This window comes from Actinoallomurus bryophytorum, assembly GCF_006716425.1.
Classification (GTDB): domain Bacteria; phylum Actinomycetota; class Actinomycetes; order Streptosporangiales; family Streptosporangiaceae; genus Actinoallomurus; species Actinoallomurus bryophytorum.
Window position 1 is genome coordinate 425,955 of sequence record NZ_VFOZ01000003.1, and the last position, 24,101, is coordinate 450,055.

The window sequence follows — 24,101 nt, forward strand, 5'->3', positions numbered from 1 at the left end:
TGGAGACGAGCGTGCCGGCCGGTACGGGGACAGGGCATCCGTGACCACCACGGAACCCCGGATCAGTGCCGACCACGGATGCCCGGTGGCCGCGCCCGACCGAGAGTGGGTCTTCCAAGGGCATCGGCCATTCCACGGTCCCGGCGATATGGCGTCCTACGGATCGCCGGCCTTCCGCCTTCGTGCCGCCGGCTCGGCGAGCAGGTCGTGGTCCATCGCGTAGCGGACCAGTGCGATCCGGGATTCGACGCCCAGCCGGGCGTACACGTGTTGCAGGTGGGTGGTCACCGTGCGTGGGCTGATCACCAGGCGGCGGGCGATGTCGGCGTTGCTCAGGCCCTGTGCGACCAGGCGTACGACCTCCGCCTCACGTCCGCTCAGCCCGGCGGCCGGGCTCCGCCGGGGCTGCGCGGGCCGTGCTCCGAGGTCGCGGAGCAGGCGGCGTGCCCGGTCGGCGTAGCGGCGGGCGCCGACCTCGGTGAACACCGCCAGGCTGCTCTGCGCCGCGGCCACCGCCTCGTCCCGGCGCTTCGGCGGGGCGGCGAGCGACCACTGCAGCCGGCACCTCGCGGCGTCGAAGGGCATCGCGAGCGTCGTGAACCGCTCGACCGCGCGGCCCAGTTCGTCCAGCGCCGCCGTCCGGTCGCCCCGCGCGCCGTGGACCAGGCCCATGAGTTCATCGGCCAGTGCCGCCGCGTACCGCGCCCGTGGTCCGAACCGCCTGAGCCGGTCGGCCGTGCCGAGCGCGGCGTCGAGCCCGCCTGCGGCGACTTGAGTGCCGCCGAGCACGGCCAGGCTGAACGCCGGCGACATCAGCCAGCTCGTGTCCAGGTCGGCGGCCGCGGCGACGGCCTGGTCCGGATCTCCGCGCTCCAGCGCGATCTGGGCCTCTACGGTCTGGATCAGGGTGACCATCCGGCGGTCCGCGGGCCGGGGACCGAGGACGGTACGTGCTTCTGCCAGGCAGGCCGCCGCTTCGGCGATGTCGCCACGGAAGGTGAGCACGAGCGCCTGGACGATCAGACCGGCGACGACGGCACGTACGTTGCTCACCCGGTGCCCGAGCGCGAGGACTTCGACGGCGCCGCGTTGCGCCTGCTCCCAGTCGCCGCCGTGGAAGTCGACGAGCACGAGCAGGAACCGCGACGCCATCTCCAGCGTCGGTACCCCGGAGGCGCGGGCCAGCCGCAGTGCGTACAGCGCCCGGCGACGCGCCGGCCCGGGTCCGTCGAGCATGAGCTCGATCATCATCAGAGGCCGGTGTATCTCTTCTATCAGGACCGGGTCCGCCAGCCGTTCCGCGGCGGTCAGGGCGCGCAGGCAGGTCTGGTGGGCTCGTGGAGATGGCCCGTCCCGAAGTTGGACGTCGCCGTCGATCATGTCCGCCACGGCGATGGTCCGCAGCGAACCCGCGTGCTCCCCCGCCGCCCGTAGCCGGCCCACCTCGGCCTTCACGGCGGGGAGGTCGCCGATCCGGATCAGCAGCCGGGTCTGGGACTCGCGCAGGCCGAGTCCGAGATCCGGTTCGGTCGCCGGAAGCGCCGCGAGGCCCTCGGCCAGCAGTCGCTGTGCCCGTTCGAACTCACCCTGATCCCACACCGCGAACGCGAGCCGCTGGGACAGCCGCGCCACCGCCGCGTGATCTCCCGATCGCCGGTACGCCTCCAGCGCCTCTTTCCACGCTGCGACCGCGGCGTCGAGATGACCGCCTATCTGCTGCGCGTCGCCGAGGCGCTCCAGCAGCCCCGGGGCCCGGTCATCGGCGTGCGATCGGGCCGCCTCCAGGTAACCTGCGGCGTCCTTGCCCGCCAGCACGTCGAGCGCACGCTCACCTGCGCGGGTGAGCACCTCCAGTGCGCGCTCGGCCCCGACCTGGTCGTGCGCGTCACGATAGTGCGGGGCGAGCAACGCGAGGTCTTCCGGCTCTCGTCGCTCCAACGCGGCCGCGACGTCGGCATGCCGGCGGCGGCGGACCGCCTCTGGCAGCTCGGCATAGATCACCTCGGCGTACACCGGGTGAGCGGTGCGGTAGACCAGGTCCCGTCCGTCGGTCACCTCGAACACCAGGTCGAGGTCACGCAGGTCGCGCAGCCGGCTGACGAGGTCTTCCTCCCCGGTGCCCGCCACCTCGCAGAGCACCGGCAACATCGCCGCGTCACCGGCGACCACGACGAGTTCGAGGAGGTTCCGCTGCTCGTCGGTCGCGCGCCGCAGCTGGCCGTGGACCAGGTCGCGGACGAGGATCGGGACGAGTTCCCCCGCGCTTCGCCCCAGGATCCAGGCGCCGCCGCTGCGGAACAGGCCGCCGCTGCGTACGAGTTCACTGACCATCGTGGTCGCCACCAAAGGGCTGCCTGCGGCCCGCGCCGCCAGCAACTCCACCAGTGCGGACGGAGGCTCGCCGCCGAGAACGGCTCGGGCGAGCGATCGGATCGCCTCCGGCGTCAGGCCGCCGAGCATCAGCTCCTCGGCAAGCCCTGCCCCGCGCAGATCCTGAACCAGTGCCTGCAGCGCCGGCTGCCCGGCGACCTCGCCGCTGCGGTAGGCGCCGAGTATCAGGATCAGGTGCCCGCTGACGCCCCGCGCCACATAGTGCAGGAGTTCGGCCGTGGCGGTGTCCGCCCAGTGCAGATCGTCCACGGCGAGTACCACCGGTGTTCGCTCGGCCATTCGGGCGAGCAGCCGCGCCACCGCCTCGAACAGCCTTGTGCGCTCCAGCGCCGGATCGCCCAGCGGCTCCGCCGGAGGCAGATGCAGATCCGCGAAGAGCCGCCCCAGATCCGCCAGCCCGTCCAGCAGGCGGACCCGCCGGCCTGGTGTCAGAGCGCGCAGATAGGGCCCGAACGCCTCCACGATCGGCGCGTACGCCAAACCCCGGCCCAGGACCCGCGCGCCGCCTCGCAGCATGACGAAGCCACGGTCCCCCGCCAGCGCGGTCGCTTCGTCCAAGAGCCGGGACTTTCCGATCCCCGCCGGGCCCGCGAGCAGGAGCATGCGGCCTTGCCCGGCGGCCACCCGATCCACGGCCGCGCGGACGCGCGTGAGTTCGGCGGAACGCCCCACCAGGGGGACGTCTGCCGGGCCGCGTCCCGCAGCGCCTGCCATCCGCGTCCTCCCGGTCGTCCCCCGAAGGAGCATCTCAGCTCCTATCGTCTCCGGAATCGCGGACAGGACCAACACCTACGGCGCGCGGTCTGGCAGGTGGGCGGTGAGGAGGGTGAGCGGAGGTGTGGTCGGCAGGTCGTGGCGGCGTACGGAGACGAGGAAGGCCTCGGCGAGCCACTCCTGGTAGGCGGCGTACGGGTGGACCTGTCCGCTGGTCGTGCGTGCGTGGAGGCCGAGCGCGTAGAGGGCGAGCCAGCGGCGGTCGGTGCCGCGTGAGTCCGGCAGGATGTCCAGGATGGCGAGCGTTCCGCCGGGCCGCAGCGTACGGGTGAGCCGGGCCAGCAGCCGCCGGTTGGCCGACGGGTCGAAGAGGTGACAGACGTTGCCGACGATCACCAGGTCGTACGCGGCCGTGGGCAGGTCGGCGGTGAACATGTCCGCGGCGAGGAAGGTGAAGCGGGTCGCGTGGCCCGCGGCCTCGACGGTGGTACGCGTGGTGGCCAGGACCGCGGGCAGGTCCAGGGCGGTGAACCGGCAGCGGGGCAGGCGGTGGGCCAGCGCCAGGCTCCATGGGGCGGCGCCGGCCCCGACGTCGAGCACCGCGCCGGGTACGGCCGCGGACGCCAGATGGGCGGCGGCCTGGGCGGCGGCATCGGCCATCAGTGCTCCCAGGTGGTCGATGGTGCCGGGGTAGAGCTGTTCGGCACCGGACCGGGTGTCGGTGGCGACCGCCGGAACGCCGGAGCGGAGCACGTCGGGGAGCCCGGCGGCGGTGAGCCGCAGCATTTCGCCGAGCCGCCGGATGCCGCGGACGGCACGGTAGCTGCCGTCGCCGACCGGGGTCGCCGCTCCGACCGCGGCCAGCACGTCGAGCAGAAGCGGCGCGGCGCGGCAGGTGAGGCCGCAGTCGGTGACCAGCGCGGCGGCGTCGGCCGGGCCGCGGTCCAGCCGGTCCAGGACCCCGAGGCGTTCGGCGGCGGCCAGCGCGGCGGTCGCGGTCGCGGCTTCGGCCAGGAAATCGGACCCGGTGGCAGGTCGCGGCGGGGAGGACGGGACGGCGGCGGTCACGACACACGCTCCACGGTGCCGGCCGTGCCGTCGACCGTGACCAGCTCGCCGTCACGCAGCAGCCGGGTCGCGCGCCCGGTGGCCACGGTGGCCGGCACCCGGTACTCGCGGGCGATGATCGCCGGGTGGGAGAGCAGACCGCCGGTGTCGGTGACCAGCGCGCCGATGCTGGGGAACAGCACGGACCACACCGGAGAGGTGATCGGGCAGACCAGTACGTCGCCGGCACGGATCTTCCCGAACTCCCCCTCGTCCTGGACGATGCGAACGGGCCCGGTGTAGCGCCCGGCGGAAACCCCGATGCCCTGCAGCCGATCACCGTCCACGGGGACGCCGGCCTGCGCCTGGGGGCCGAGGACCAGGTCCACGAGCCACAGGAGCGCTTTCATGGCGAACCGCGCCTCGGCGGGCAGCGGGTCCAGCGACGGCGGAGGTCCGGGATCCCTGCCGTACGAGGACGGCCCCGGGTGGGCGAGCACCCAGGCCCGCTCGCCCTTGCGCCGCACGACCAGGTCGCGCCGGTCGTCACCGGAGCGCAGCGCGGCGCGAACCTCCGCCGGCTCCAGGAAGAACACGTCGTCGCGGTGGACGATCTGGCCTCGGCGGGCGAGCCGCCGGCCGAACTCCAGAGCGGCCAGGCGTACCAGCGCGATCGGCCCGCTGACGGTGACGAACTCGTTGTCCTCGCGGACCGGATAGGCGCGCCGGGCGCGGGTGAGCGCCCGCTCGAAGCGCCGCCGATCGGCGGGCGGTCGCGCCGCCAGCCTGCCGCGGGCCTCGCGCTCGGCCTCGGCGCGGCACGCTTCGGACGTCGCGTCCTCCGCCCGCGGGTCGTAGCCCCGGGCGAGCTGGTCGCGGATCAGCCCGAGCGTGAGCCCGGGGAGCTCGGCGATGGTCGGATCGGCCACCTCGTAGCGCACCGCCCGGCAGCCGTACTCACGCTGGTAGACGGCGAGCGCCGCGGTGAACTCGGCGTCCGCGCCGGTCCGCGGCTCGGTCATCGGACCGGCCCGCTCGACCAGCTCACGTACCGCCGGGCGGGCCGCCGCGAGCGCGGTCAGGTCGGCGAGCCGGCGCGCCGGCTCGGTCGAACGCCGGGAAAGACCCGACAACAGCGTCAAGGCTCGCGCGTCATCCCAGCCCAGCAGGTCGCGGCAGGTGACCGCGAGGTCGGCGAGCATCAGCCCGATCGCCGGGTGCAGCCGCATGTGCACGAAGTCGCCGTCGTCGTGCAGGGCGACGACGGCGTCGAGGTGCCGGTCGAGCTCCTCGTCGGAGTAGCCGCTCGGGTCGACATCGCGCAGCCGCGCGAACCGGCCGGCGAACTCCGGCAGCCAGACGTCCTCCCAGCGTTCGACGAGCCGCCCCGCCGTGTCCGCGCGGATCGCGCGGACACAGGTGCGGATCCGCCTCCGCAGCGCCGGCACACATCGGATGAGCAGCGGCCACAGCCGGCTCGGCGGGGCACCGCGGTCCTTGCCGCCCAGTGGCACCAGCCGCAAGTACTCCCAGCCCCCGATGTCGCGTACGTCCAAGCCCTCCAGCAGGAAACCATGCTCGGCGAACGCGTCCCGTAAGGCCCGGGTGCGCACCTCGAACAGGGCCCGCATGAACGGCGACCACGGCTGGGGAGCGTGTGTGGCCTCGCGGGTCCAGTACCCGGGCGGCGGCTCGACCGGGACCGGCACCGGTTCGGGGAGGGGCTCCGGTAGTGCGGTGATCGGCCGGGCCTGGAGCAGGAACAGCCCGCCCTCGGCGAGCGCCCATTCGATGTCCTGGGGTACGCCCTCGTGCGCCTCCACCCGCCGGGCCAGCTCGGCGACCGATCGGACCTGAGCCGCGTCGACCGCGTCCTCCGGGTGCGCACCACAGGTCGCCGTACCGCCCCGCACCACCCATTCGTCCGGGCAGGTCGCCCCGGAGACGAGCCGGTCCCCCAGACCGTGTACGGCGCTGACCACCACCTCCCCCCGCTCGCCGGTGACCGGGTTGGCGGTGAACGCCACGCCGGCCGCCTCGGCGGGCACCAGCCGCTGGACGAGCACCGCGAGCCGGCTGTCCTGCGGCAGGCCGTGGGCCTCGCGGTAGAGGCGGACGTGCGCCAGGCGACCTGACGTCCAGCACGCGACCACCGCCGCCAGCAGCGGCTCCCCGGCCCTCACGTCCAGCACGGTCTCGTACTGCCCGGCGTGCGAGGCGTCTTCGCCGTCCTCCTCGACGCCCGAGGAACGCACGGCCAGCGGTCCGCCCCCCAGCCGCCCGGCCGCGGTCAGGACGGCCGCCGCCAACCGGTCGTCGAGACGACCGCCGACCAGCGCGCGGTCCAGCGTCCCGGCCGGAATCACGAAGCCGTCCGGCACCGGGAACCCGGCCGCCCGCAGCCGGCCCAGACTCGCCGCCTTACCCCCGGCCTCCGCCGGACCCAGCCGGCCGGCCTCGTCCAAAGCCACGATGTCGCACGTCCGCTGACCGACCACAGCACCGCTCCTTCGCCGATCGGATACGTCCAGCATCGGCCTGCGCCGGCGCCTCGGCCGATACGTATCCCTACGTATCCGCGTCGGGCGATGGCCGGGACCTGAGGCCGCGGTGGATCGGCTCGTCCCCCGCGCGGGTCAGCGGCGCAGCGCCCGGCGGGCGAGCCGGTTCCCGAGGAACTGCCCCGCCTGCACGATCACGACGATCGTGGCGACGGTGATGTAGACGATCGGCCAGTTGTAGCGCTGTGACCCGTAGGTGATCGCGAAGTCGCCCAGGCCACCGCCGCCGAAGAGCCCGGCCTGCGCGGACATGTCGACGACCGCGACGAAGATGAACGTGTAGCCGAGGATGATCGGACCGAGCGCCTCCGGGATGAGCACCGTGACGATGATGCCCACCGGCCGGGCCCCGGCCGCGCGCGCCGCCTCGATCACGCCGGGGCCGACCGTCAGCAGGTTCTGCTCGACGATGCGGCTGACCGCGAACGCCGCGGACAGCGACAGCGCGAAGGTGACCGCGTTCGTACCGATCGTCGTGCCGAGGGTGTTCAGCATCAGCGGCTGGATCGCGGTGAGGAAGATGACGAACGGGATCGGCCGTACGACGTTGACGAGGACGTTGACGGCGACGTACACGGGCCGGTTGGCCATGAGGTTGCCCGGCCGGGTGGCGTACAGGACGAGCCCGATGGCCAGGCCGAGCACACCACCGGCCACCACCGAGATGACCACGATGTAGAAGGTCTGCCCGATCGCCTGCCGGAAGACCGGCAGGTTGGTGAGGAACTCGTGCATCTCAGTCCTCCTCCGTCAGCTCGACGCCGTCGGACCGCAGCGCCGCCAGCGACGCGTCCACGGCGTCCGGCGGCCCCGTAAGTTCGAAGGTGAGACTCCCGACAGGTCTGTCCTGCAGCTCGCTGATGCCGCCGAAGACGATCTCCGCCGCGACCTCGTGGCGCAGGAACGTGGCGGCGAGCGCGGTCTGGAAGCCGGTACGGTCGCGCACCCGTACGGTGACGAGACGCCCGGAGTGCGTGCGCCGCAGCCGCGCCAGCGTCGCGGCCGACGGACGGTCGCGCAGGGTGGTGCCGACGAAGCGGGCGGCGGCCTCGGTGCTCGGGTGCGCGAAGACCTCGTACAGGCTCCCGGACTCGACGAGCTCGCCTCCGTCGAGTACCGCCACCCGGTCCGCGATGCTGCGGATGACGTCCAGTTCGTGGGTGATGATGACGATCGTGACGCCCAGTTCGCGGTTGATGCGCCGGAGCAGGGCGAGCACCTCGCCCGTCGTCTCCGGGTCGAGCGCGCTCGTGGCCTCGTCGGCGAGCAGCAGCGAGGGTTCGGTGGCCAGGGCCCGTGCGATCCCCACCCGCTGTTTCTGCCCGCCGGACAGTTGCTCCGGATGGTCGTGGGCACGGTCCAGCAGCCCCACGAAGTCCAGCAGCCGCGCCACCCTGCGGTCGCGTTCGGGCTGCCCGACTCCGGCGACCTTGAGCGGGTACGCGACGTTGCCCGCGACGGTACGCGACCGGAACAGGTTGAACTGCTGGAAGATCATGCCGATGTCGCGCCGTACGTTTCGCCGATCGCGTTCGGACAGGGCCGTGACCTCGTGCGGCCCGACATGGATCCGCCCTTCGGTGGGCGTCTCCAGGCCGTTGATCAGCCGTACCAGCGTGCTCTTGCCGGCGCCGGAGTGGCCGATGACGCCGAAGACCTCGCCGCGGGCGACCTCCAGGCTCACATCGCGCAACGCGGTCAACGGCGTGCCGCGCCGGCCGTTCCCGGGAAAACGCTTGGTCACGTGCTCGATACGGACGTACGGCTCGGAGCCGGCCGGCTCGGCGTCTCTGGTGGTGACGGACATATCGCACCGGTGGCCCGGCACCGTACGGTCCGGGCCACCTCTCCTTTTCCTACTTCTGCGCCGCCTGGGCCTGTGCCTGGACGGTCTTCAGCTCCGCCTGCAACGTCGCCGGCGTCACGTCGCGGAACACCGCGGTGCCTCCGTTGGCCGTCTGGACGCCCTTCTCCACCGATGGGTCGTGGTACAGCGCGGCCAGCTTCAGGTACGTCGGGTTGTCCTTGTCCGCGGCGCGGGAGACGAAGAGGTTCACGTACGGGGCGGCGATCGGGCTGGCCGGGTCGTCCTGGAATATCGCGTCCGACTTCGCCAGCTTCGCGCTCGTCGCGTAGTTGTTGTTGACGATCGCCGCGGCCGCCGAGCCGTTGAGTACGGCCCGCGCGGTCTGTGACGCGTCCAGGGTGACGACGTCGACCCGGTGCGAGGTGATGTCGGAGGTGCTGGAGAACGCGGTGCCGCCGTTCTTCAGCGTCACCAGCTTGGCGGCCTGCAGCACCAGCAGCCCGCGCGCCTCGTTGATCGCGTCGTTCGGGATCGCGACCTTGGCGCCGTCCGGCAGCGCGGCCGGGGCGTGGTACTTCAGCGCGTAGAGCGGCAGCGGGTAGACCGCCGTCGCGCCGATGGGCTGCAGGTCCTCGTGCGCGGTGACGTTGTAGTTCGCCAGGTACTGGATGTGCTGGAACTGGTTCAGGTCGAGCTGCTTCTGTTTCAACGCGGGGTTCGGCTGGCTGTAGTCGTTGAAGTTGACATACGTCACGGTGACGTTCAGCCGCTTCTTCGCCAGCGCCGCGTAGGTCTTCCAGTACGGCTCGGACGCGTCGGCGACACCGATGCGTACCGTCTTCGCGTCGTCGGAGCCGCCGGTCACGGCGACGACGACCGCGACGACGACGATGGCGGCCACGACCACGGCCGAGACGATCCAGTTGATGCGTCGCCTGCCGCTGGAGCGGCGTTCCGGCAACTGGGGCTCGTCCGCCGGTTCGCTGGGCGTGGACGAATCGGACACAACAACCTCCGGGGTTCATCGATGAGTGCACCGGCCGGCCACCGTCACGTGCGGCGGCCGCCGGGGAGTGAAAGGGAGCAATCGCGTGGATGGGCACGCGAGCGGCGAACGTCGTCAGGAGCGACGCCGTGCCGGTCTCATCGGCGACAGAGGCTGCTCGCGACGTGCGCGTAGTCGACCACGCGTCGACTGGTCAGCAGCACCTCACGTAGGAGCGGTCTGCCGGCCGGCGAGACCCTGGTCTCGCCGGATGCGAGCGACCACCCGATGGTCGCGGTCGCGCGGCTCCGCCGGCGCGGCTGACTGGAAAGCATGGTTTTCATACTAGTTAAGTAGGTATTTCTCTCGCAAGTGGCCAGGCCGACGCGAGCACGCCCCGTCGGTGACCATGCGGACCCTTACGGAAGGGACCGCATGATCACCGACGGGTGGCGGGTCAGTGAGCCTCCAGAGTCCGCGTCTGGCGGATCTCCTTCCAGCTCTTGGGAGTGGTCTTCAGGGCGACCTGCTGGGGCGGGGCGGCAGGGCGGCCGGTGGTGTAGAGCCAGGTCTGGAAGAGGCTCCCCAGGTTCTTGCCGGAGATCTTCTCGGCCAGCGCCTCGAACTGGGCGGTGGTGGCGTTGCCGTAACGGTGGAGGGTCGCCCACGCGCGGAGGATGGTGAAGAACTTCGCGTCGCCGACCGTGGCGCGCAGGGCCTGGAGGGTCAGGGCGCCGCGGTCGTAGACGGCGTCGTCGAACTGGTTGTCGCCAGGGCCCGGGTCACCGGCCTTGACCTGCCAGAACGGGTCGTCGGCCGGGTAGCTGTCGTACGTCTGCCGCGCGACCTCGGCGGTGGTTCCCTGGCCGGTCTTCTCCGACCACAGCCACTCGGCGAAGGTGGCGAAGCCCTCGTTCAGCCAGATGTCGCGCCAGGTCGTGAGCGAGACGCTGTCGCCGAACCACTGGTGGGCGTTCTCGTGCACGATGAGGTACGGCCGGACACCGGTGGAGAAGGCCGCAGGGCTGTAGAAGACCCGGGTCTGCTCCTCCAGCGAGAAGTGCGACGTGACGTTCGGGACGTAGCCGCCGGCGGAGGTGAAGGGGTAGGGACCGAAGACCGTGCTCTCCCAGTCGATGACCTCACCGGTGGTCTCGACGCTGGCCTTGGCCGCCGTGAGCAGGGCCGGGTCGACGTCGGGGCTGTAGGCGGTGATCACGGGCAGGCCGCTCTTGGTGCGGCCCTGGTGGATCTCGAACTTGCCCACCGCGAGGGTGGTCAGGTAGGTCGCCTCCGGCTTGGCCTCGTGCCACTTGTACGTGGTCCAGCCGCCCGCCGTACGGGCGCCGTGGGGTTCGCCGCTGCTGATCGTCTGCAGGCCTTCGGGCACGGTGATCGTGATGTCGTAGGTGGCCTTGTCGAGCGGGTGGTCGTTGCTGGGGAACCACCACCAGGCGCTTTCGGGCTCCTGCGCCGCGACCGCGCCGTCGGGGGTCTTCGCCCAGCCGACGTAGTCGTTGTACTTCTTCGTCGACGGCACGCCGGAGTAGGTCACCGTGATGGCGATCGACGCGCCCTTTCGCAGGACACGGGCGGGGGTGATCACCAGCTCGTGCGCGCCGGACGTGGTGAACGACGCCTTGCGGCCGTTGACCGTGACCGCCTGGGTGTCCAGCAGGAAGTCGAGGTCGAAACGGGACAGGTCCTGGGTGGCCCGCGCCGTGATCCTCGCGGTGCCCTGCAGCGTGTCGGTGGCGGGCTGGTACTTCAGGCCGAGGTCGTAGTGCGAGACGTCATATCCGCCGTTCCCGTAGTCCGGATAGTACGGGTCGCCGATACCGGGCGCTCCTGGCGCGGCGGCGCTCGCCGCGGTGGCGAACAGCAGAACGCCGGCAGCACCGACGGCGACCGCAAGAAGCGGCGTTTTCCGCATCTGGGGCTCTCCTTCGCATTTCCGGATTAGGTTGTCGAAATACCAGGGAACCTACCGCGCCAGCCCTGGAGCGTCACCCCGAGGCGCCGGGCGAAGAACGCCGCCGAACGCTTTCGAGAACTCACCGTCACGGTCTCTGGTCAAGAACGCGACCCGGCCGGCGCGCTCCCCCGCGCCCATGAGCAGGTCCCGTACCGGAAAGGCGGGCCCCGGACCGTCCCCCCGTACGCGAGGCGCACTCGTCCTCACCTGGCCTGGCGCTTTTCCTTCTCGTGCGGACGCGTGAAACTGGCACATGTGTCCGTTGTGTTACGTGGTCGCGACCACCAGATCGCCGTGCTGGAAGAACTGCTCACGCGAGCCCGTTCCGGCAGGGGCGGCGCGCTTTCCTTTCTCGCCGAGCCCGGCATGGGAAAGACCGCGCTGCTCGAATGCGCCGTACGCAGGGCGGGCGCGGACTTCCGGACGCTCGGCATCCGCGGAATCCGGCAGGAGTCCTCGCTCGAACTCGCCGGCCTGCACCGGCTGCTGGGCCCGCTCGCGGACCGGATCGAGTGCCTGCCCGCCTGCCAGGCCGAGGCCCTCACCCGCGTCTTCGACGGGAACGGCGCCGTCGACCCCTACACGCTCTGCACCGCCGTGCACGCCCTGCTGACCGGAACATCACACTCGGGCCCCGTCCTGTGCTGGCTCGACGACGTGCACTGGCTGGACCGCGCGTCACTGGACGCCATGACGTTCACCGCGCGGCGGCTCGGCGACAGGCCCGTGGTGATGCTGTTCGCCGCGCACAACGAGCACGTGACGACGCCCGAGCGGGACCGGCTCGCCGGCATACCCCGGCTGCCGCTGCCCCCGCTGGACGAGACCGCGAGCACGGAGGTCCTCACCGACCGGTGCCCGATCGGCGTCACCGAGGACCTGGCGGCGGGGCTCACCGAGCTGACCGGCGGCAACCCGCTCGCGCTGGTCGAGATGGCCGCCGCGCTGACGCCCGGCCAGCTCTCCGGTGACGAGCCGCCTCCGGAGACGCTGCCGCCGGAGAGCCAGTTACGCGCGGTGTACCGGCGGCGGTTCTTCCGGCTGTCGCCCGACGCGCGCCGGCTGGCCCTGCTGGCCGTCGCCGACGACCGCCTCGACGGCAGGACCCTGACCCGTGCGGCCCTGGCCGACCGCCTCGACCTGCGCGAGCTGGAGGCCGTACGCGCGTGGGGGCTGGTGCGCGTCGACGGGGAGTCGATCACCGTGCCGAGTCCGGTCATCCGCAGCGCGCTGTACGCCGACGCTCCCCTGTCCGAGCGCAACACCGTGCACGAGCTGCTCGCGCGGGTCCTCGACGACGACCGGCAGCGTGCCCGTCAGGTCTGGCACCGGGCCGCACTGGCCTGCGAGGCGAACGACGGGCTCGCCGCCGAGCTGTGCGAGGCGGCGGCCGAGGCCGGGGCGGCCGGACGGTACACCGACTCCTCGCGCGCCTGGCAGCGTGCCGCGACCCTGACCCGCGACCGGGGCGAGCAGGCGACCATGCTGCTCGCGGCGGCGACCGACGCCTGGCTGGCCGGCCGGAGCAGGCGCTCGCGCTTTCTGGTCCGCCAGCTCACGCCCGCGGCACGGCAGGGACGGCTCCGCGGGCGCGCCGACCTGCTGAGAGGTGAGATCGAGCTGCGCGACGGCAGGCCGGCCACCGGGGCACGGATGCTCCTCGACGCGGCGGCCCGCCTTGCCGACCACGACCGCCGGAGCGCGGTCGTGGCGCTGGCGTACGCGGGCGAGGCGAGCTGCTTGGGCGGGGACCTGCGGCGTTACCTCGCGATCGCCGAGCGCGCCGCGGTTTTGCGACGGCGGCACGAGGCGCCCGACACCGAGCTGCTCTTCGCCCACTTCGAGGGGATGGCCGCGACGTACCAGGGGCACCACCACGAGGCGGCCGAGCCGCTGCGCCGTACGGTGCGGCTGGCCGACGCCACGGACGACTGTGCCTCCAAGGTGTGGGCGAGCATGGCGGCGCTGATCCTCGGAGACGACCGGCGCACGCACGAGCTGGCCGGCGAGGCGGTGCGGCTCGGCACCGGCCCGGACGCCGCCGTGAAGCCGTGGGCGCTGGCCTACCTCGCCATGGCCGACCTGTGGCTCGGCCGCTACCCGTCCGCCACCGCGCACTCCCTGGAGGGCCTCCGGCTGGCCCGCGCCGCCGGTCAGGAGAACCACGCGGTCGACCATCTGGCGACGATGGCGCTGCTCGCCGCGTTGCAGGGCGACAAGGACACCGCCCGGCTGCGCCTCGACGCGGTCTCGGACGCCGCGACCAGGCGTGGGCTCGCGCGGCCCGGCGCGTTCACCTCCTGGGCGCTGGCCTGCCTGGAGCTGATCGAGGACCGTCCGGCAGACGCCGCGGGACGCATCCGGCTCATGGCGGGCACCTGGCACGCCCACCCTGTGGTGCACGTGATGGCGACCCCGCACTTCGTCGAGGCCGCCGTCCGCTGCGACGAGAGGAAGGGCGCGCTCCAGGCCCTGGAGGTCTTCGACCGATGGGCCACCAGCACCCGCAACTCCGTGCGCCTCGCCCTGTCCCACCGCTGCCACGCGCTGCTGGCCGGCGACGACGCCGAGGCGGACGAGCACTTCCGCGAGGCGCTGCGGCTGCATCTTCGCGGCGACTCGGCGTTCGAGACGGCGCGTACCGAGCTGCTGTACGGGCACCGGCTGCGGCGCGGGCGCAAGCCGCGCGCGGCCCGTGAGCACCTGCGCAACGCCCTGCAGATCTTCGAGTACTACGACGCGGAGCACTGGACCGGGAGCGCACGTGCCGAGCTGCGCGCGGCCGGGGAGACCGCCCCGCCCATGGCGCCGAAGGACGCCGGGGAGCTGACCAACCAGCAGCGCCAGATCGCGCGGCTCGCCGCCGAGGGCGCCACGAACCGTGAGATCGCGGCGCGGCTCGTCCTGTCCCACCGCACCGTCGACCATCACCTGCGCAACGTCTTCGTACGGCTCGGCATCCGCTCCCGAGTCGAACTTCCGCGTTTCTTCAGCTGACCGAGGACTGGTGATTTCGCCGATGCGGCGCACCCGGCGCCGGATGAGACTTCGCCCATCGCCTCAGTCCCCAGCCAGGAGGAACCATGCGCCGATCCCTCGGCACCTTCCTCGCGGTCGTTCTCGCCGCCTTCACCTGCCTGCTCGCCGTCGGGCAGACGGGTACCGCGAACGCCGCCACCCACATCCCCGTCGTCTTCGTCCACGGCTACAGCGGCAGCGCGTCCAACTGGACCACGGCCGAGTCGGTCTTCGCGGCCGGCGGGTACACCAGCACCGAGATGTACGCCTTCCAGTACAACTGGGCGCAGTCCAACAAGACCAGTGCCGCCTCGCTGAGGTCCTACGTCCAGCAGGTCCTGTCCCGTACGGGAGCCTCCCAGGTCGACATCGTGAACCACTCCATGGGCGGGCTGGTGAGCGAGTGGTACATCAACGAGCTCGGCGGCCAGCCGTACGTCCGGCACCTCGCCTCCATCGCCGGCGCGAACCACGGCACGACGTTCGCCTCCGCGTGCACGATCAACCCGTCGTGCGTGGAGATGCTCCCCGGCTCCTCGTTCATCCAGACCGTGACCGCGGGCGACGAGACACCGGGCAACACGAGGTACGCGACCTGGTACTCCGCCTGCGACGGCGTGATCATCCCCTACACCAGCACCCGGCTGAACGGCGCCACCAACAACAACGTGGCGTGCCAGACCCACATCGGATACCTCACCGACACCACGACACTCGCGGCGGTGCGCACGTTCCTAGGAACCTGACCCCCGCGCGGTGAGAGGCCGGGCCACGGCGGCGCCGTGGCCCGGCCTCTCACCGCGCGGGCGTTCGTGCTCGCCCGTCAGATGCGCCGGCGAGGGGTCGCCTCGGAGACGACGTCGTCGGCGGGTGAGCTCGCCAGCTCGGCGTCGAGCAAACGTTCGGCGCGGGGTACCGCGAGGCCGCGGCCGGCGGCGAACCACAGGCCGATCAGAACGATCAGGGGAAGCTGTGAGGTGAGCGACGACTGGACCACGGCTCCTGCCGGGTAGCTGTAGACGACCACGACGCGCAGCACCGCGTCGGCCAGGAACACCACGCCGAGACCGGCGGTCATCGCCCGGTAGAGCATCCGGAACCGCCGCGACTTCCGCCATGCCCGGTCGAACGCCTCGGCGCGCACCGGGTCGCCCTTCGAGGCCACGGGCTTGAGGGCGATCCGCATCCACGGCCGATCCGACCAGGTGGTCGCCAGGACGACGACTCCGCCGATGGCGACGTAGATCGAGGTCCTGGCGAGCACGAAGCGCGCGTCGCCGCTGATCGACGTCAGCACGACGCTGGCCGTGACCTCGATCAGCACCAGCATGGCGAAGCCGTCGATCCGGCGTCCGGCCTTGCCGTGCGGTCGAGTTCGCAGCAGATCACCGACGACGATCGCACCGGAGACGATCGCGCCTGCCACCATGCTCGCGATGTCGCCGATACCGGCGAGGTAGCAGCCGGCGATGGCGGCGGTGGGCACGAGCGCCGCGACCGTGGCCGGTCTCCAGCGGAACTCCCCGGTTTCGACTCGCCCGCCGATCGCCTTCCCGGTCAGAAGGGTTCCGCCGATGGCCAGCCGCACCGCGGCGGGCATCCCGGTCGGGGCGAGGGCGACCAGGACCAGCGTCGGGACGAGCAGGTCGACGGCCACGTTCGCGATCATCAGTGCGAAGTACGCGGCTTTGCGTCCTGCGCCGATCTCAGGCATGGGACGTCTCCTGGGCTCTTCTCAAGTATCTCTCTCAATAAGTCTCTTAGTTGCTGAGGTATTTAGAGGCTAAGCTATATTGAGGGGATGACGCAAGGTGCCCTTCCCGACGATCAGGCGGCGGGCGCGCTGCTCGGGCGCAAGTTCGCCACGGCGCTCGTGGTGTTCCATGAGGCCGTCGGCAAACTCGTGGGTCTCAGCTCGGTCGAGCGAAAGTGCATCGACGTGCTCCAGCAACTGGGACCGGTGACGGCCGGCGCGCTCGCGGAGCACACGGGCCTGACCACCGGCGCCGTCACCGGTCTGGTGGACCGGCTCGAGAACGCCGGCTACGTCCGGCGCGCACGTGACCCGCACGACCGTCGCAAGGTCGTCGTGCGGCTACTGCCGAACGAGCGGATGGATGCGCTGATGGCCACCGCGTTCGGGCCCTTCATCGAGGACATGGCGAACACGGCGGCCAGGTACGACGACGCCGAACTCCGTGCGATCGCCGACTGGATAACCCGGACCACCGACACGCTGGTGGCCAACACTCGGCGCATCATGGACCTGGACGAGTCCGGGGCCGGCCCGGGCACCTCGTCGCATCCCGGGCGGCCGGACACCCACGGCTGAGACGTCTCAGGAGGGGCCGCGCCCGTGGTCACGTCGTGGTCTTGGCTCCTACGCCGCACCACATGGGCAGTTCGCGCGTCTCCTCGGCCTCGGCGCCGGGCCGCCACTGGGGCAGCCGCACGACCCCGGGCTCGAGCAGGTCCAGTCCGTCGAAGAAGCGCGTGACCCCGGCATGGTTTCGCGGGGTCGCCTGTTCGCGGTGGCCGGCACGCTCATTGTAACGCCGCATCGATTCGGCGACCTTCTCGGCGCCGATGTCGCTCGCGGGGTGCGAGATCACCAGATGACTGCCCGGCGGCAGTGAGCCCAGGAGCCGGGTGACGATCCCGTACGGATCGTCGGCGTCCGCGATGTACTGCAGGATCGCCACGAGAACGAGCCCGACCGGCCGGGAGAAGTCCAGTGTCGCCGCGGCCTGCCGCAAAATGGTGCCGGTGTCGCGCAGGTCGGCGTCGATGTAGGCGGTGGCGCCTTCCGGCCGGCTGGTGAGCAGGGCTCGTGCGTGGGCCAGCACCACGGGGTCATTGTCGACGTAGACGATGCGGCATTCCGGCACCGCGCGCTGGGCCACCTCATGGGTGTTGTCGGCGGTCGGAATACCGGTGCCGATGTCGAGGAACTGACTGATTCCCGCCTGGGTCGCCAGATGGCGCACAGCACGGCCCAGGAACGCCCGGTTGGCGTGCACGGCGGGCCGGATGTCGGGGTTGGCGGCGACGGCCTGCTCGGCCGCGTCTCTGTCAGCGGCGTAATTGTCCTTGCCGCCCAGCCAGACGTTGTACACACGCGCCGGGTGCGCCACCTTCGTGTTGATCTGCGCCACGTTTCCACCGGCGGCGGACGAGTCGTCTGCCCCTTGGTCGTTCACGGTGTGCTCCTCAACGGCATGGACCCGCGATGCCGATATCACGCTATGTCGGCGCTTAGCGTAGCCGTCAGGCTTCGCCATTACTTCGACCCGCTTGTGAAGGTCAACCGATCTGCTCTCTGAGCCGCTTTTCGGACCAGACCGCCCAGGAGCCGGCGGCGACCATGAGCAGGACGCCGGCCGAGGCCAGAACCGTGATCTGCTCCTTCAGGAACAGCCACCCGACGAACAGACTGGCGACCGGTTCGAGGCCGGTCAGGACCCCGAACGTCTCTTCGGCGATGAACCTCAGGGCCAGGACCCCCAGCACCGTTTCGACGAACCCGGACAGCAGGCCCGACGCCGCGCAGATGCCGAGCACGTGACCGGTCGTCCGGTGCGCTTCCGCGAGGATGAGCAGCGGAGCCAGCATGGCCGAGGACAGCAGCCCGGCGATGGCCGTTCCATGGGCCAGCTTTCCGGCCTCTTCCATCCGTCCGGACACCTTCAACAGGTTCCAGCCGCAGGCCGCGGCCACCAGTGCCGCCCCGAAGCCCAGCACGTCGCACTGGCCGGTCCACGGGCGGGTGAGCGCGAGCATCGCGACCGCCGCCAGCAGCGGACAGAGCAGCCCGCTGATCCGCCGGGGACCCGTTCTCGGGAACAGCAGCCCCCACACGGTCACCATCACCGGGCCGCCGAAGGCAATGGAGATCACCGTCTCCAGGCTGTGCAGCCTCCCCAGCGACAGGTACGTCGCCGGTAACACGATCGCGTTGCCGACGGCCAGCCGCAGGATCAGCAGTGGCATGCCTTTCGGCACCCTGACCTCTTGGAACGCCTTCCGGAGACCGAGGCGGATGGGGAGGCGCCCGACGACGACGCGGCCGAGCACGCTCCGTCCAGCCCAGAGGGCGAAGACGACGCTCCCGAAGACGGTCGCCAGGGCGCCGGCCACCACGGGTGACATCCGGTCGAATGCGAGCGAGCTGACGGCGTCTCCCATCGCACAGGCGGTCATCGCCGCGCCGGCGAGGACGGCTCCGAGTAACTGCCTGCGATGAGGCACTGGTGCGCTTGGTTGCATAGGTTCCCCGCAGCGGCACGGGTCTGCCGGACGCCAGAGTCCGGCGCACCCGCGTGATCGGTGGCGGGCATGTCCGCCACCTACGGCTGGTATTCCGGGCCACCGCGACGTGAAGGCTCGCGGGTCCGATCCGCAGCGTGGCTGGCCCCAGGCTTCTATTCCCGCGAAGGAGCCGCCGTCACCCCCGTCCGGCGGCGACTCGTGCCAGCTCCGGCACGTGCGCGATGAGGTAGTCCACGACCTGAACACCGCCTTGGTCGTCGAAGTGGATGGTGTCCGGCCGGAAGTCCACGCCGTTCACCAGCCCGCAGGGCGGGCCGGATGGGCAGACGACCGGGGCGGGATCGACCAGGCTCACCTTGTCCCGGTGGAGCGTCGCCCAACGTACGTAGAGGTCCCGGATCTTGTCGATGCTCGGGCCGGGCGCGTCGAGACGGGCCGCGGGCGCGTGCTCGTACCACAGCGGCAGGATCACGACGACCTTGGCACCACGGGCGGTGACGCGACGGAGGGTGTCGTCCCACTCCGCCAGCACCCGTCGACGCCATTCATCGGTCCCGGGGGGAACGTACCGATCCGGCAGGCGAATGCCCCGTATCTCCGTGATCGACTGCCACAGGACGAGTCCCGGCGCGTACGTCGCAGTCAGTGCCGCCTGTTTGGCCGCGACGAGCCGTGGGCACGCGCCGGCCCGGAGCGGCCTGCTGTCCCCGTCCGGGTAGATGGCGACGAGCGGCAGGGTCCCCACCGGGCAGGCGGTCAGCGCTCCGTCGATCACTCGCACGCCGCGCGGGCCGAGCCGGCGTGCCAGGTAGTAGGCGTAGTCGCGGGCGACCGAGTCCCCGATCACCGCCACGGTCGGCGCCGACGGCGCGGACGACGAGCCGGTGACGATGAAGGGGCTCGTGTCACCGCCCGCGGGCGTCGGCTTCGGCAGGTTCATGTGATACGGAGGCACCGGTTCCGCCGGCGCCAGCCCTGGCGTTATCGCACCAAGGCTCACTGCCAGCGCCAGCGAGAGAACGCCGCAAATATATGTCGATACCATTTTAACCAGACTTCTTCCATACACTTCCGAACCCATTGCCAGCGAGCTTGGATTTTAACGCATACAAACCGCACAACCCCAGCCGCTGCCACATCATCTATTGGCGTTTTCAGTTACCGATTTACACACAACTATTGTTCATGATGCTGGGAGTGACTCGCTCGCGAAAGGCGTTCCCCGCCCGGTCGGTACCCGGGCAGGGAACGCCATTGTCAGTCGATCAGAACAGAATCGTGGTGATCAGCAAGGAGCGGCACCGCCATCAGGCTGGAAGCTGAACATATAGGCGTAGTGGCCCATGCCGTACATGCAGTTGTTCTGCGGGTTGTAGGCGTAGCCGTAGTCATGCGTCAGCCCACCGTTGACCAAGGGATGGCTACGCGGGTTCGCAAAACCGGTACACGGCGCCTGGGCGTTCCAGTTGTAACAAGCCGTGCCACCCTTGTGGACATTGTCCTGCGTGTAGAACGGGAAGTAACTGCGCTGGGTACCGTTGACCTGGGTCACGGTGGGCGGGAAGACGACCGCCGAAGTGCCCGTGCTGGGGAAGATCGAAAGAAGTCCCGCCGGGACCAACGCGTCGTTTCCGTTGAAGTCAAAGCAGTTCAGGAGTACGCCGGGTGTCCGTTTTGTGGTGACGGCACACAGCCCCGTCTCCGCACCCTGCGGGTTGAAGCTGGGGAACACCGCCAGCGCCTGGTAGACCGCCGGATTCGAGATGACCCGGGTGGTCCAGTTGGCGCACGGCGCGTTCGTGGCGGGGTCGAAGCAGGTGAGCGTCGGCATGTGCGGACTGGTGTTCGTGTCGGCCAGCAGGCCGTTGGACATCGTGTAGATCCGGTTCCTGATCCCGACGACGGAACCGCTGTAGTTGGACGGCCCCAGGCCCGCCAGGTCGTTGCTCGGCGGGCTGTTGGTGGTGAACGGCTGCCCAGGACAGGGCAGGGCGCTGGCGACGTCATAGCACGCCATCCGGCCGTTGGTGAGCTGCGCGTAGATCCTGTTTGAAATCGCAACGAGCCCGCTGATGCCGTTGATGTTGCTGCCCACCTGGGTGGTGAGCGGCGCCAGCGGCGCGTACTGGCAGTTGGCCTGCAACTGCATGTTCAGGCAGCCGATGCCGACCGAACCGCCGCTGAAGGTGGAGTTCGGCGACTGCGTGATCACAGGGAAGCGCAGCACCCGCGCGGCGTCGGTCTGGATCACGCCGTTGGGGGCCTGCGTCGTGGACAGGTCCCCGGTGTTCCCCGAGCCCAGCGGCTTCGGTGTCGTGTTCAGCGGCTTGGGCCAGGTCGTGGGATTGCCGGTGGCGTCGGTGCAGAAGTCGCCAGTGTCGACGTCGATGCATGAGACCTTCGGAGTGTCCTCAGGCGCGTAGCCGTGGTGGGCGAGCACCCATGCCTGGCGAATCTGGCCGTTCACCGTGGTGTACAGATTCGGGGCGAAGCCGTCGACGCCCGTGTTGACTCCCGCTGCCGGGAGCGCACGCGTGGGCGGGCCCGCGTGCGCGGGCAGCCCGTCCACGACGGCCATGCTCAGGACAAGGGCTGCGGCCGCCACCAGGAGTGGACGTGGTCGATGCAGCAATTCTGGGCCGCGGTAGATTCGCCTGCCGCCGGGCTTGTGCTTGAAGAAGTTATGCATGATGTGCTGCTTACCCGCGCCAATTATTGAGTTCGACCAGTCCCCCGTAATACATGCACTCTACTTTCGTAAAGCGAATCGATAATGCATAATTTCTTGATCGTTGTGCGAAAACTCGGATGCTGTGAACGGAAGCGCACTATAGGCTGTTCATCGGAATGCGGAATCAATGTCCAGAACGCGGTTACATAGAGCGGCCGGCACTGACACTCGGTTCTCCGATGAATACGGAGACTCTTCATGCCCTATTCGCCTTATTGTCCGAAAAAATCTAGGTGAAGAGGGTCTCTCCCCAGAATCCGCCTTTCCGGATGCCGGGTGGGCAGGCGAAGATGCCGGATCCGACGTGTTGGACGTATTCGTTCATGTGGTCGGTGGCGGCGAGTTTGTTCTGGAGGGTGACGAACTGGGTTCGGGGGTCTCGCTGGTAGGCGATGAAGAACAGGCCCGCGTCCAGGCGCCCGAGTCCGTCGCTGCCATCGGTGAAGGAATAACCCCGGCGCAGGATCCGAACACCGCCGTTGCTGTCCGGGTGCGCCAGCCGGACATGAGAGTCCGCGGGCAGCTTCGCCAGCGGTACAGGGTCGTGTTCGCGTGGGGCCCCGTAGGGGTTGCCTTCGCCTTTCATCCGGCCGAAGACGTCTTGCTGTTCTTTGAGGGAGGTACGGTCCCACGTCTCGATGTGCATCCGGATCCGCCGCGCGACCAGATATGACCCGCCGTCCATCCACCCGGCACCGTCCTTGGCCGACGCCCACACGTACCGGTCCAGCGCCGCGTGGTCATCGCCGGGAATGTTTCGGGTGCCGTCCTTGAACCCGAACATGTTCCGCGGCGTCTGCTGGTCCGGCGTCGTGGAAGAGGTCTTCCCGAACCCCAGCTGAGACCATCGCACCGCCACCACACCGAAACCGATCCGCGCCAGGTTACGGATCGCGTGCACCGCCACCTGCGGATCATCAGCACACGCCTGAACACAGACATCCCCGCCACTACGATCAGCGGCCAGATTGTCACCAGGAAAATGCGGCAGATCGATCAGCGGCGCCGGCCGCCGCGCCTTCACCCCGAACCGGTCCTTACCCCCCGACCCGAACAACGCCGGCCCGAACCCGACCGTCAGCGTCAGCCGGGCCGGCGGCAGGCCGAGCGCCTCTCCGGTGTCATCGGGTGGGGACTCGGGCAGGCCACCCGCCGCCGACCCGTACGGGTGCCCGGCGGTCAGCGCCGCGCCGGCGGCGGTCCACTCCTTCAGCATGCGGATCAGACGGTCGCGGTCGTCGGTGACGACGTCGAACGACGCGAAATGCAACCGGTCCTGGACCGGGGTGGCGATACCGGCCTGATGCGCCCCGAAGAACGGCACCGGGCCGTTACCGGAAGAGGGCCCTTCGTGGGCTTGGGCGACGCTGACCAGACCGGCGCCGGCCGCGGCACCCGCGGCCAGCGTCGCACCCGAATACCCCAGCAACCTGCGCCTGCTGACCTCCGTCACCGCGCGACGACCCCCGCCAGCTTCGACAGCGGCTCACCCAGGGCGTTGACCTCATCGGACAACTCCTTGCGCTGCGCCTTACCGACGGTGTCATAAGAGACGTACCCGTCACCCTTCTTGTACTTGCCCAGCAGCTTCTGCACCTTCGCGAACTCGTCGGTCAGGTCACCGGTCAGCCCGGCGTCTTTTTCCTGCACGACCGGCTTGAGCAGCTCGAACGCCTTCTGCGCCCCATCCACGTTCGCCTTGAAGTCACTCAGATCGGTGTGAGAGAACGTGTCCTCCTCACCGGTGATCTTCCCCGTCGCGACCTCGTCCAGAAGCTCCTTGGCACCATTGGCCATCGAGGTGGGAGTGATCGACGCGGTACCCACCCGGACCTTCAACGTCTCGATGTTCCTCACAAGATCATCAGCGTACGGGCCCTCACCCTTCAACGACTTCGTCTTCCACAACGCCTTCTCGATCTGGTGCCACCCGGTCCACTTCTGACCCTTCTCCAGGTCGGCCTCACGGGTATCGGTCTTGGGATCGATATCACCGAACGATTCGGCCACCGGCTCGATCGCCTCCCACCCGAACCGCGACGGAGCGAACTCGGCCTTCGCGCCGGCGATGTCACCCTTCGACACCGACGCGGCGAACGTCTTGGTCTTGGCGAGGGTGTCGTCCACCTGCGCGCCGATGTAGACCCGATACGCCGCGACCGCGGCATCCAGACGCGGATCGGTCGCCTTACCCTTACCCGTCACCGTGAACGCCTGCGAGGGGCCCCTGCCGGTCATCCCGGCACTGCACAGGACCCGGTACGTACCCGCCTCCAAAGAAACGGTGACCTCCGCCCCCGTACCGGGGCCGATGTTCTCTCGTCCCGAGACGATCTTGCCGTCCGGAGCGAGGATCTCCAGCTCATTGACCTGCGAACCATTGTTCGTCATCTTGAACGTCGTCGCACCGGCCGCACCGGTCTTAGCACCGACCTCACACGACGAATCGGTCGCGGTGACCTCGACCGCGGCGCCGTCGCCGGACACCGTGTCGTCCTTCCCACACGCCGACAGCACCGAAAATGACACGAAGACGGCGCTCGCGGTGGCAAGCGGGCGAACGGGACGCATGAGATCTCCAGCAAGACGACAATAAATCGGAC

17 protein-coding genes are annotated in these 24,101 nt (G+C 70.2%); 3 read left to right on the forward strand and 14 right to left on the reverse strand.

Annotation, left to right across the window (positions count from 1 at the left end):
- Positions 1–156 precede the first annotated feature (156 nt).
- The 7 genes from FB559_RS43365 to FB559_RS43395 form a co-directional block, all read right to left on the reverse strand.
- Positions 157–3,105, reverse strand: coding sequence for a helix-turn-helix transcriptional regulator (locus FB559_RS43365; RefSeq protein ID WP_185792769.1), 2,949 nt, complete (start codon positions 3,103–3,105; stop codon positions 157–159).
- Positions 3,106–3,180: 75 nt separating this feature from the next.
- Positions 3,181–4,173 (reverse strand): class I SAM-dependent methyltransferase, encoded by a 993-nt coding sequence (locus FB559_RS43370; RefSeq protein WP_141964043.1) that lies wholly within the window; start codon positions 4,171–4,173, stop codon positions 3,181–3,183.
- A complete protein-coding gene (locus FB559_RS43375; RefSeq protein WP_221640754.1) occupies positions 4,170–6,650 on the reverse strand; it encodes a PEP/pyruvate-binding domain-containing protein in 2,481 nt (826 codons plus the stop codon). The genes FB559_RS43370 and FB559_RS43375 overlap by 4 nt, the downstream gene beginning before the upstream one ends.
- Positions 6,651–6,788: 138 nt before the next feature.
- Entirely contained in the window at positions 6,789–7,448 is a 660-nt protein-coding gene (locus FB559_RS43380; protein WP_141964048.1) for a methionine ABC transporter permease, read from the reverse strand.
- 1 nt (position 7,449) lies between these two features.
- Positions 7,450–8,520 carry a methionine ABC transporter ATP-binding protein gene (locus FB559_RS43385; protein ID WP_141964049.1) on the reverse strand — a complete coding sequence of 357 codons (1,071 nt, stop codon included), beginning with the start codon at positions 8,518–8,520 and terminating at the stop codon, positions 7,450–7,452.
- Between the two features lie 49 nt (positions 8,521–8,569).
- Positions 8,570–9,526, reverse strand: coding sequence for a MetQ/NlpA family ABC transporter substrate-binding protein (locus FB559_RS43390; RefSeq protein WP_185792770.1), 957 nt, complete (start codon positions 9,524–9,526; stop codon positions 8,570–8,572).
- 436 nt (positions 9,527–9,962) lie between these two features.
- Positions 9,963–11,438: a M1 family metallopeptidase gene (locus tag FB559_RS43395; RefSeq protein ID WP_141964051.1), complete on the reverse strand. Its 1,476-nt coding sequence runs from the start codon at positions 11,436–11,438 to the stop codon at positions 9,963–9,965.
- Between the two features lie 297 nt (positions 11,439–11,735).
- On the opposite strand from FB559_RS43395, the gene FB559_RS43400 reads away from it, so the two are divergent.
- Positions 11,736–14,477 carry an AAA family ATPase gene (locus FB559_RS43400; RefSeq protein ID WP_141964053.1) on the forward strand — a complete coding sequence of 914 codons (2,742 nt, stop codon included), beginning with the start codon at positions 11,736–11,738 and terminating at the stop codon, positions 14,475–14,477.
- An 86-nt stretch (positions 14,478–14,563) separates the two neighbouring features.
- Positions 14,564–15,244: an esterase/lipase family protein gene (locus tag FB559_RS43405; RefSeq protein ID WP_141964056.1), complete on the forward strand. Its 681-nt coding sequence runs from the start codon at positions 14,564–14,566 to the stop codon at positions 15,242–15,244.
- Positions 15,245–15,321: 77 nt separating this feature from the next.
- Here FB559_RS43405 and FB559_RS43410 read toward each other — a convergent pair whose 3' ends face one another.
- On the reverse strand, positions 15,322–16,212 hold the full coding sequence (locus tag FB559_RS43410) for a VC0807 family protein (RefSeq protein WP_141964058.1): 891 nt from the start codon (positions 16,210–16,212) through the stop codon (positions 15,322–15,324).
- A gap of 87 nt (positions 16,213–16,299) precedes the next feature.
- Here FB559_RS43410 and FB559_RS43415 point away from each other — a divergent pair, with 87 nt between their 5' ends.
- Positions 16,300–16,830: a MarR family winged helix-turn-helix transcriptional regulator gene (locus FB559_RS43415; protein WP_141964060.1), complete on the forward strand. Its 531-nt coding sequence runs from the start codon at positions 16,300–16,302 to the stop codon at positions 16,828–16,830.
- Positions 16,831–16,858: 28 nt separating this feature from the next.
- Here FB559_RS43415 and FB559_RS43420 read toward each other — a convergent pair whose 3' ends face one another.
- The 6 genes from FB559_RS43420 to efeO all read right to left on the reverse strand — a co-directional run bounded on the left by FB559_RS43420 (position 16,859) and on the right by efeO (position 24,069).
- Entirely contained in the window at positions 16,859–17,698 is an 840-nt protein-coding gene (locus FB559_RS43420; protein WP_246122947.1) for an SAM-dependent methyltransferase, read from the reverse strand.
- A 103-nt stretch (positions 17,699–17,801) separates the two neighbouring features.
- Positions 17,802–18,683, reverse strand: coding sequence for an EamA family transporter (locus FB559_RS43425; RefSeq protein WP_141964064.1), 882 nt, complete (start codon positions 18,681–18,683; stop codon positions 17,802–17,804).
- Between the two features lie 259 nt (positions 18,684–18,942).
- On the reverse strand, positions 18,943–19,707 hold the full coding sequence (locus FB559_RS43430; RefSeq protein WP_141964066.1) for an SGNH hydrolase domain-containing protein: 765 nt from the start codon (positions 19,705–19,707) through the stop codon (positions 18,943–18,945).
- Between the two features lie 345 nt (positions 19,708–20,052).
- Positions 20,053–21,345, reverse strand: a complete 1,293-nt coding sequence (locus tag FB559_RS43435; protein WP_141964068.1) for a hypothetical protein — start codon at positions 21,343–21,345, stop codon at positions 20,053–20,055.
- Positions 21,346–21,727: 382 nt separating this feature from the next.
- Positions 21,728–22,951, reverse strand: coding sequence for an iron uptake transporter deferrochelatase/peroxidase subunit (gene efeB, locus FB559_RS43440; RefSeq protein WP_141964070.1), 1,224 nt, complete (start codon positions 22,949–22,951; stop codon positions 21,728–21,730).
- Positions 22,948–24,069 carry an iron uptake system protein EfeO gene (efeO, locus tag FB559_RS43445; RefSeq protein WP_141964072.1) on the reverse strand — a complete coding sequence of 374 codons (1,122 nt, stop codon included), beginning with the start codon at positions 24,067–24,069 and terminating at the stop codon, positions 22,948–22,950. The genes efeB and efeO overlap by 4 nt, the downstream gene beginning before the upstream one ends.
- Between the last annotated feature and the right edge of the window lie 32 nt (positions 24,070–24,101).

Coding starts and splice junctions, on each gene's coding strand:
- FB559_RS43365 (WP_185792769.1), bottom strand. CDS start 3,105: ATGGCAGGCGCTGCGGGACGCGGCCCGGCAGACGTCCCCCTGGTGGGG.
- FB559_RS43380 (WP_141964048.1), bottom strand. CDS start 7,448: ATGCACGAGTTCCTCACCAACCTGCCGGTCTTCCGGCAGGCGATCGGG.
- FB559_RS43385 (WP_141964049.1), bottom strand. CDS start 8,520: ATGTCCGTCACCACCAGAGACGCCGAGCCGGCCGGCTCCGAGCCGTAC.
- FB559_RS43395 (WP_141964051.1), bottom strand. CDS start 11,438: ATGCGGAAAACGCCGCTTCTTGCGGTCGCCGTCGGTGCTGCCGGCGTT.
- FB559_RS43405 (WP_141964056.1), top strand. CDS start 14,564: ATGCGCCGATCCCTCGGCACCTTCCTCGCGGTCGTTCTCGCCGCCTTC.
- FB559_RS43410 (WP_141964058.1), bottom strand. CDS start 16,212: ATGCCTGAGATCGGCGCAGGACGCAAAGCCGCGTACTTCGCACTGATG.
- FB559_RS43415 (WP_141964060.1), top strand. CDS start 16,300: ATGACGCAAGGTGCCCTTCCCGACGATCAGGCGGCGGGCGCGCTGCTC.
- FB559_RS43425 (WP_141964064.1), bottom strand. CDS start 18,683: ATGGGAGACGCCGTCAGCTCGCTCGCATTCGACCGGATGTCACCCGTG.
- FB559_RS43430 (WP_141964066.1), bottom strand. CDS start 19,707: ATGAACCTGCCGAAGCCGACGCCCGCGGGCGGTGACACGAGCCCCTTC.
- FB559_RS43435 (WP_141964068.1), bottom strand. CDS start 21,345: ATGGCCGTCGTGGACGGGCTGCCCGCGCACGCGGGCCCGCCCACGCGT.
- efeO (WP_141964072.1), bottom strand. CDS start 24,069: ATGCGTCCCGTTCGCCCGCTTGCCACCGCGAGCGCCGTCTTCGTGTCA.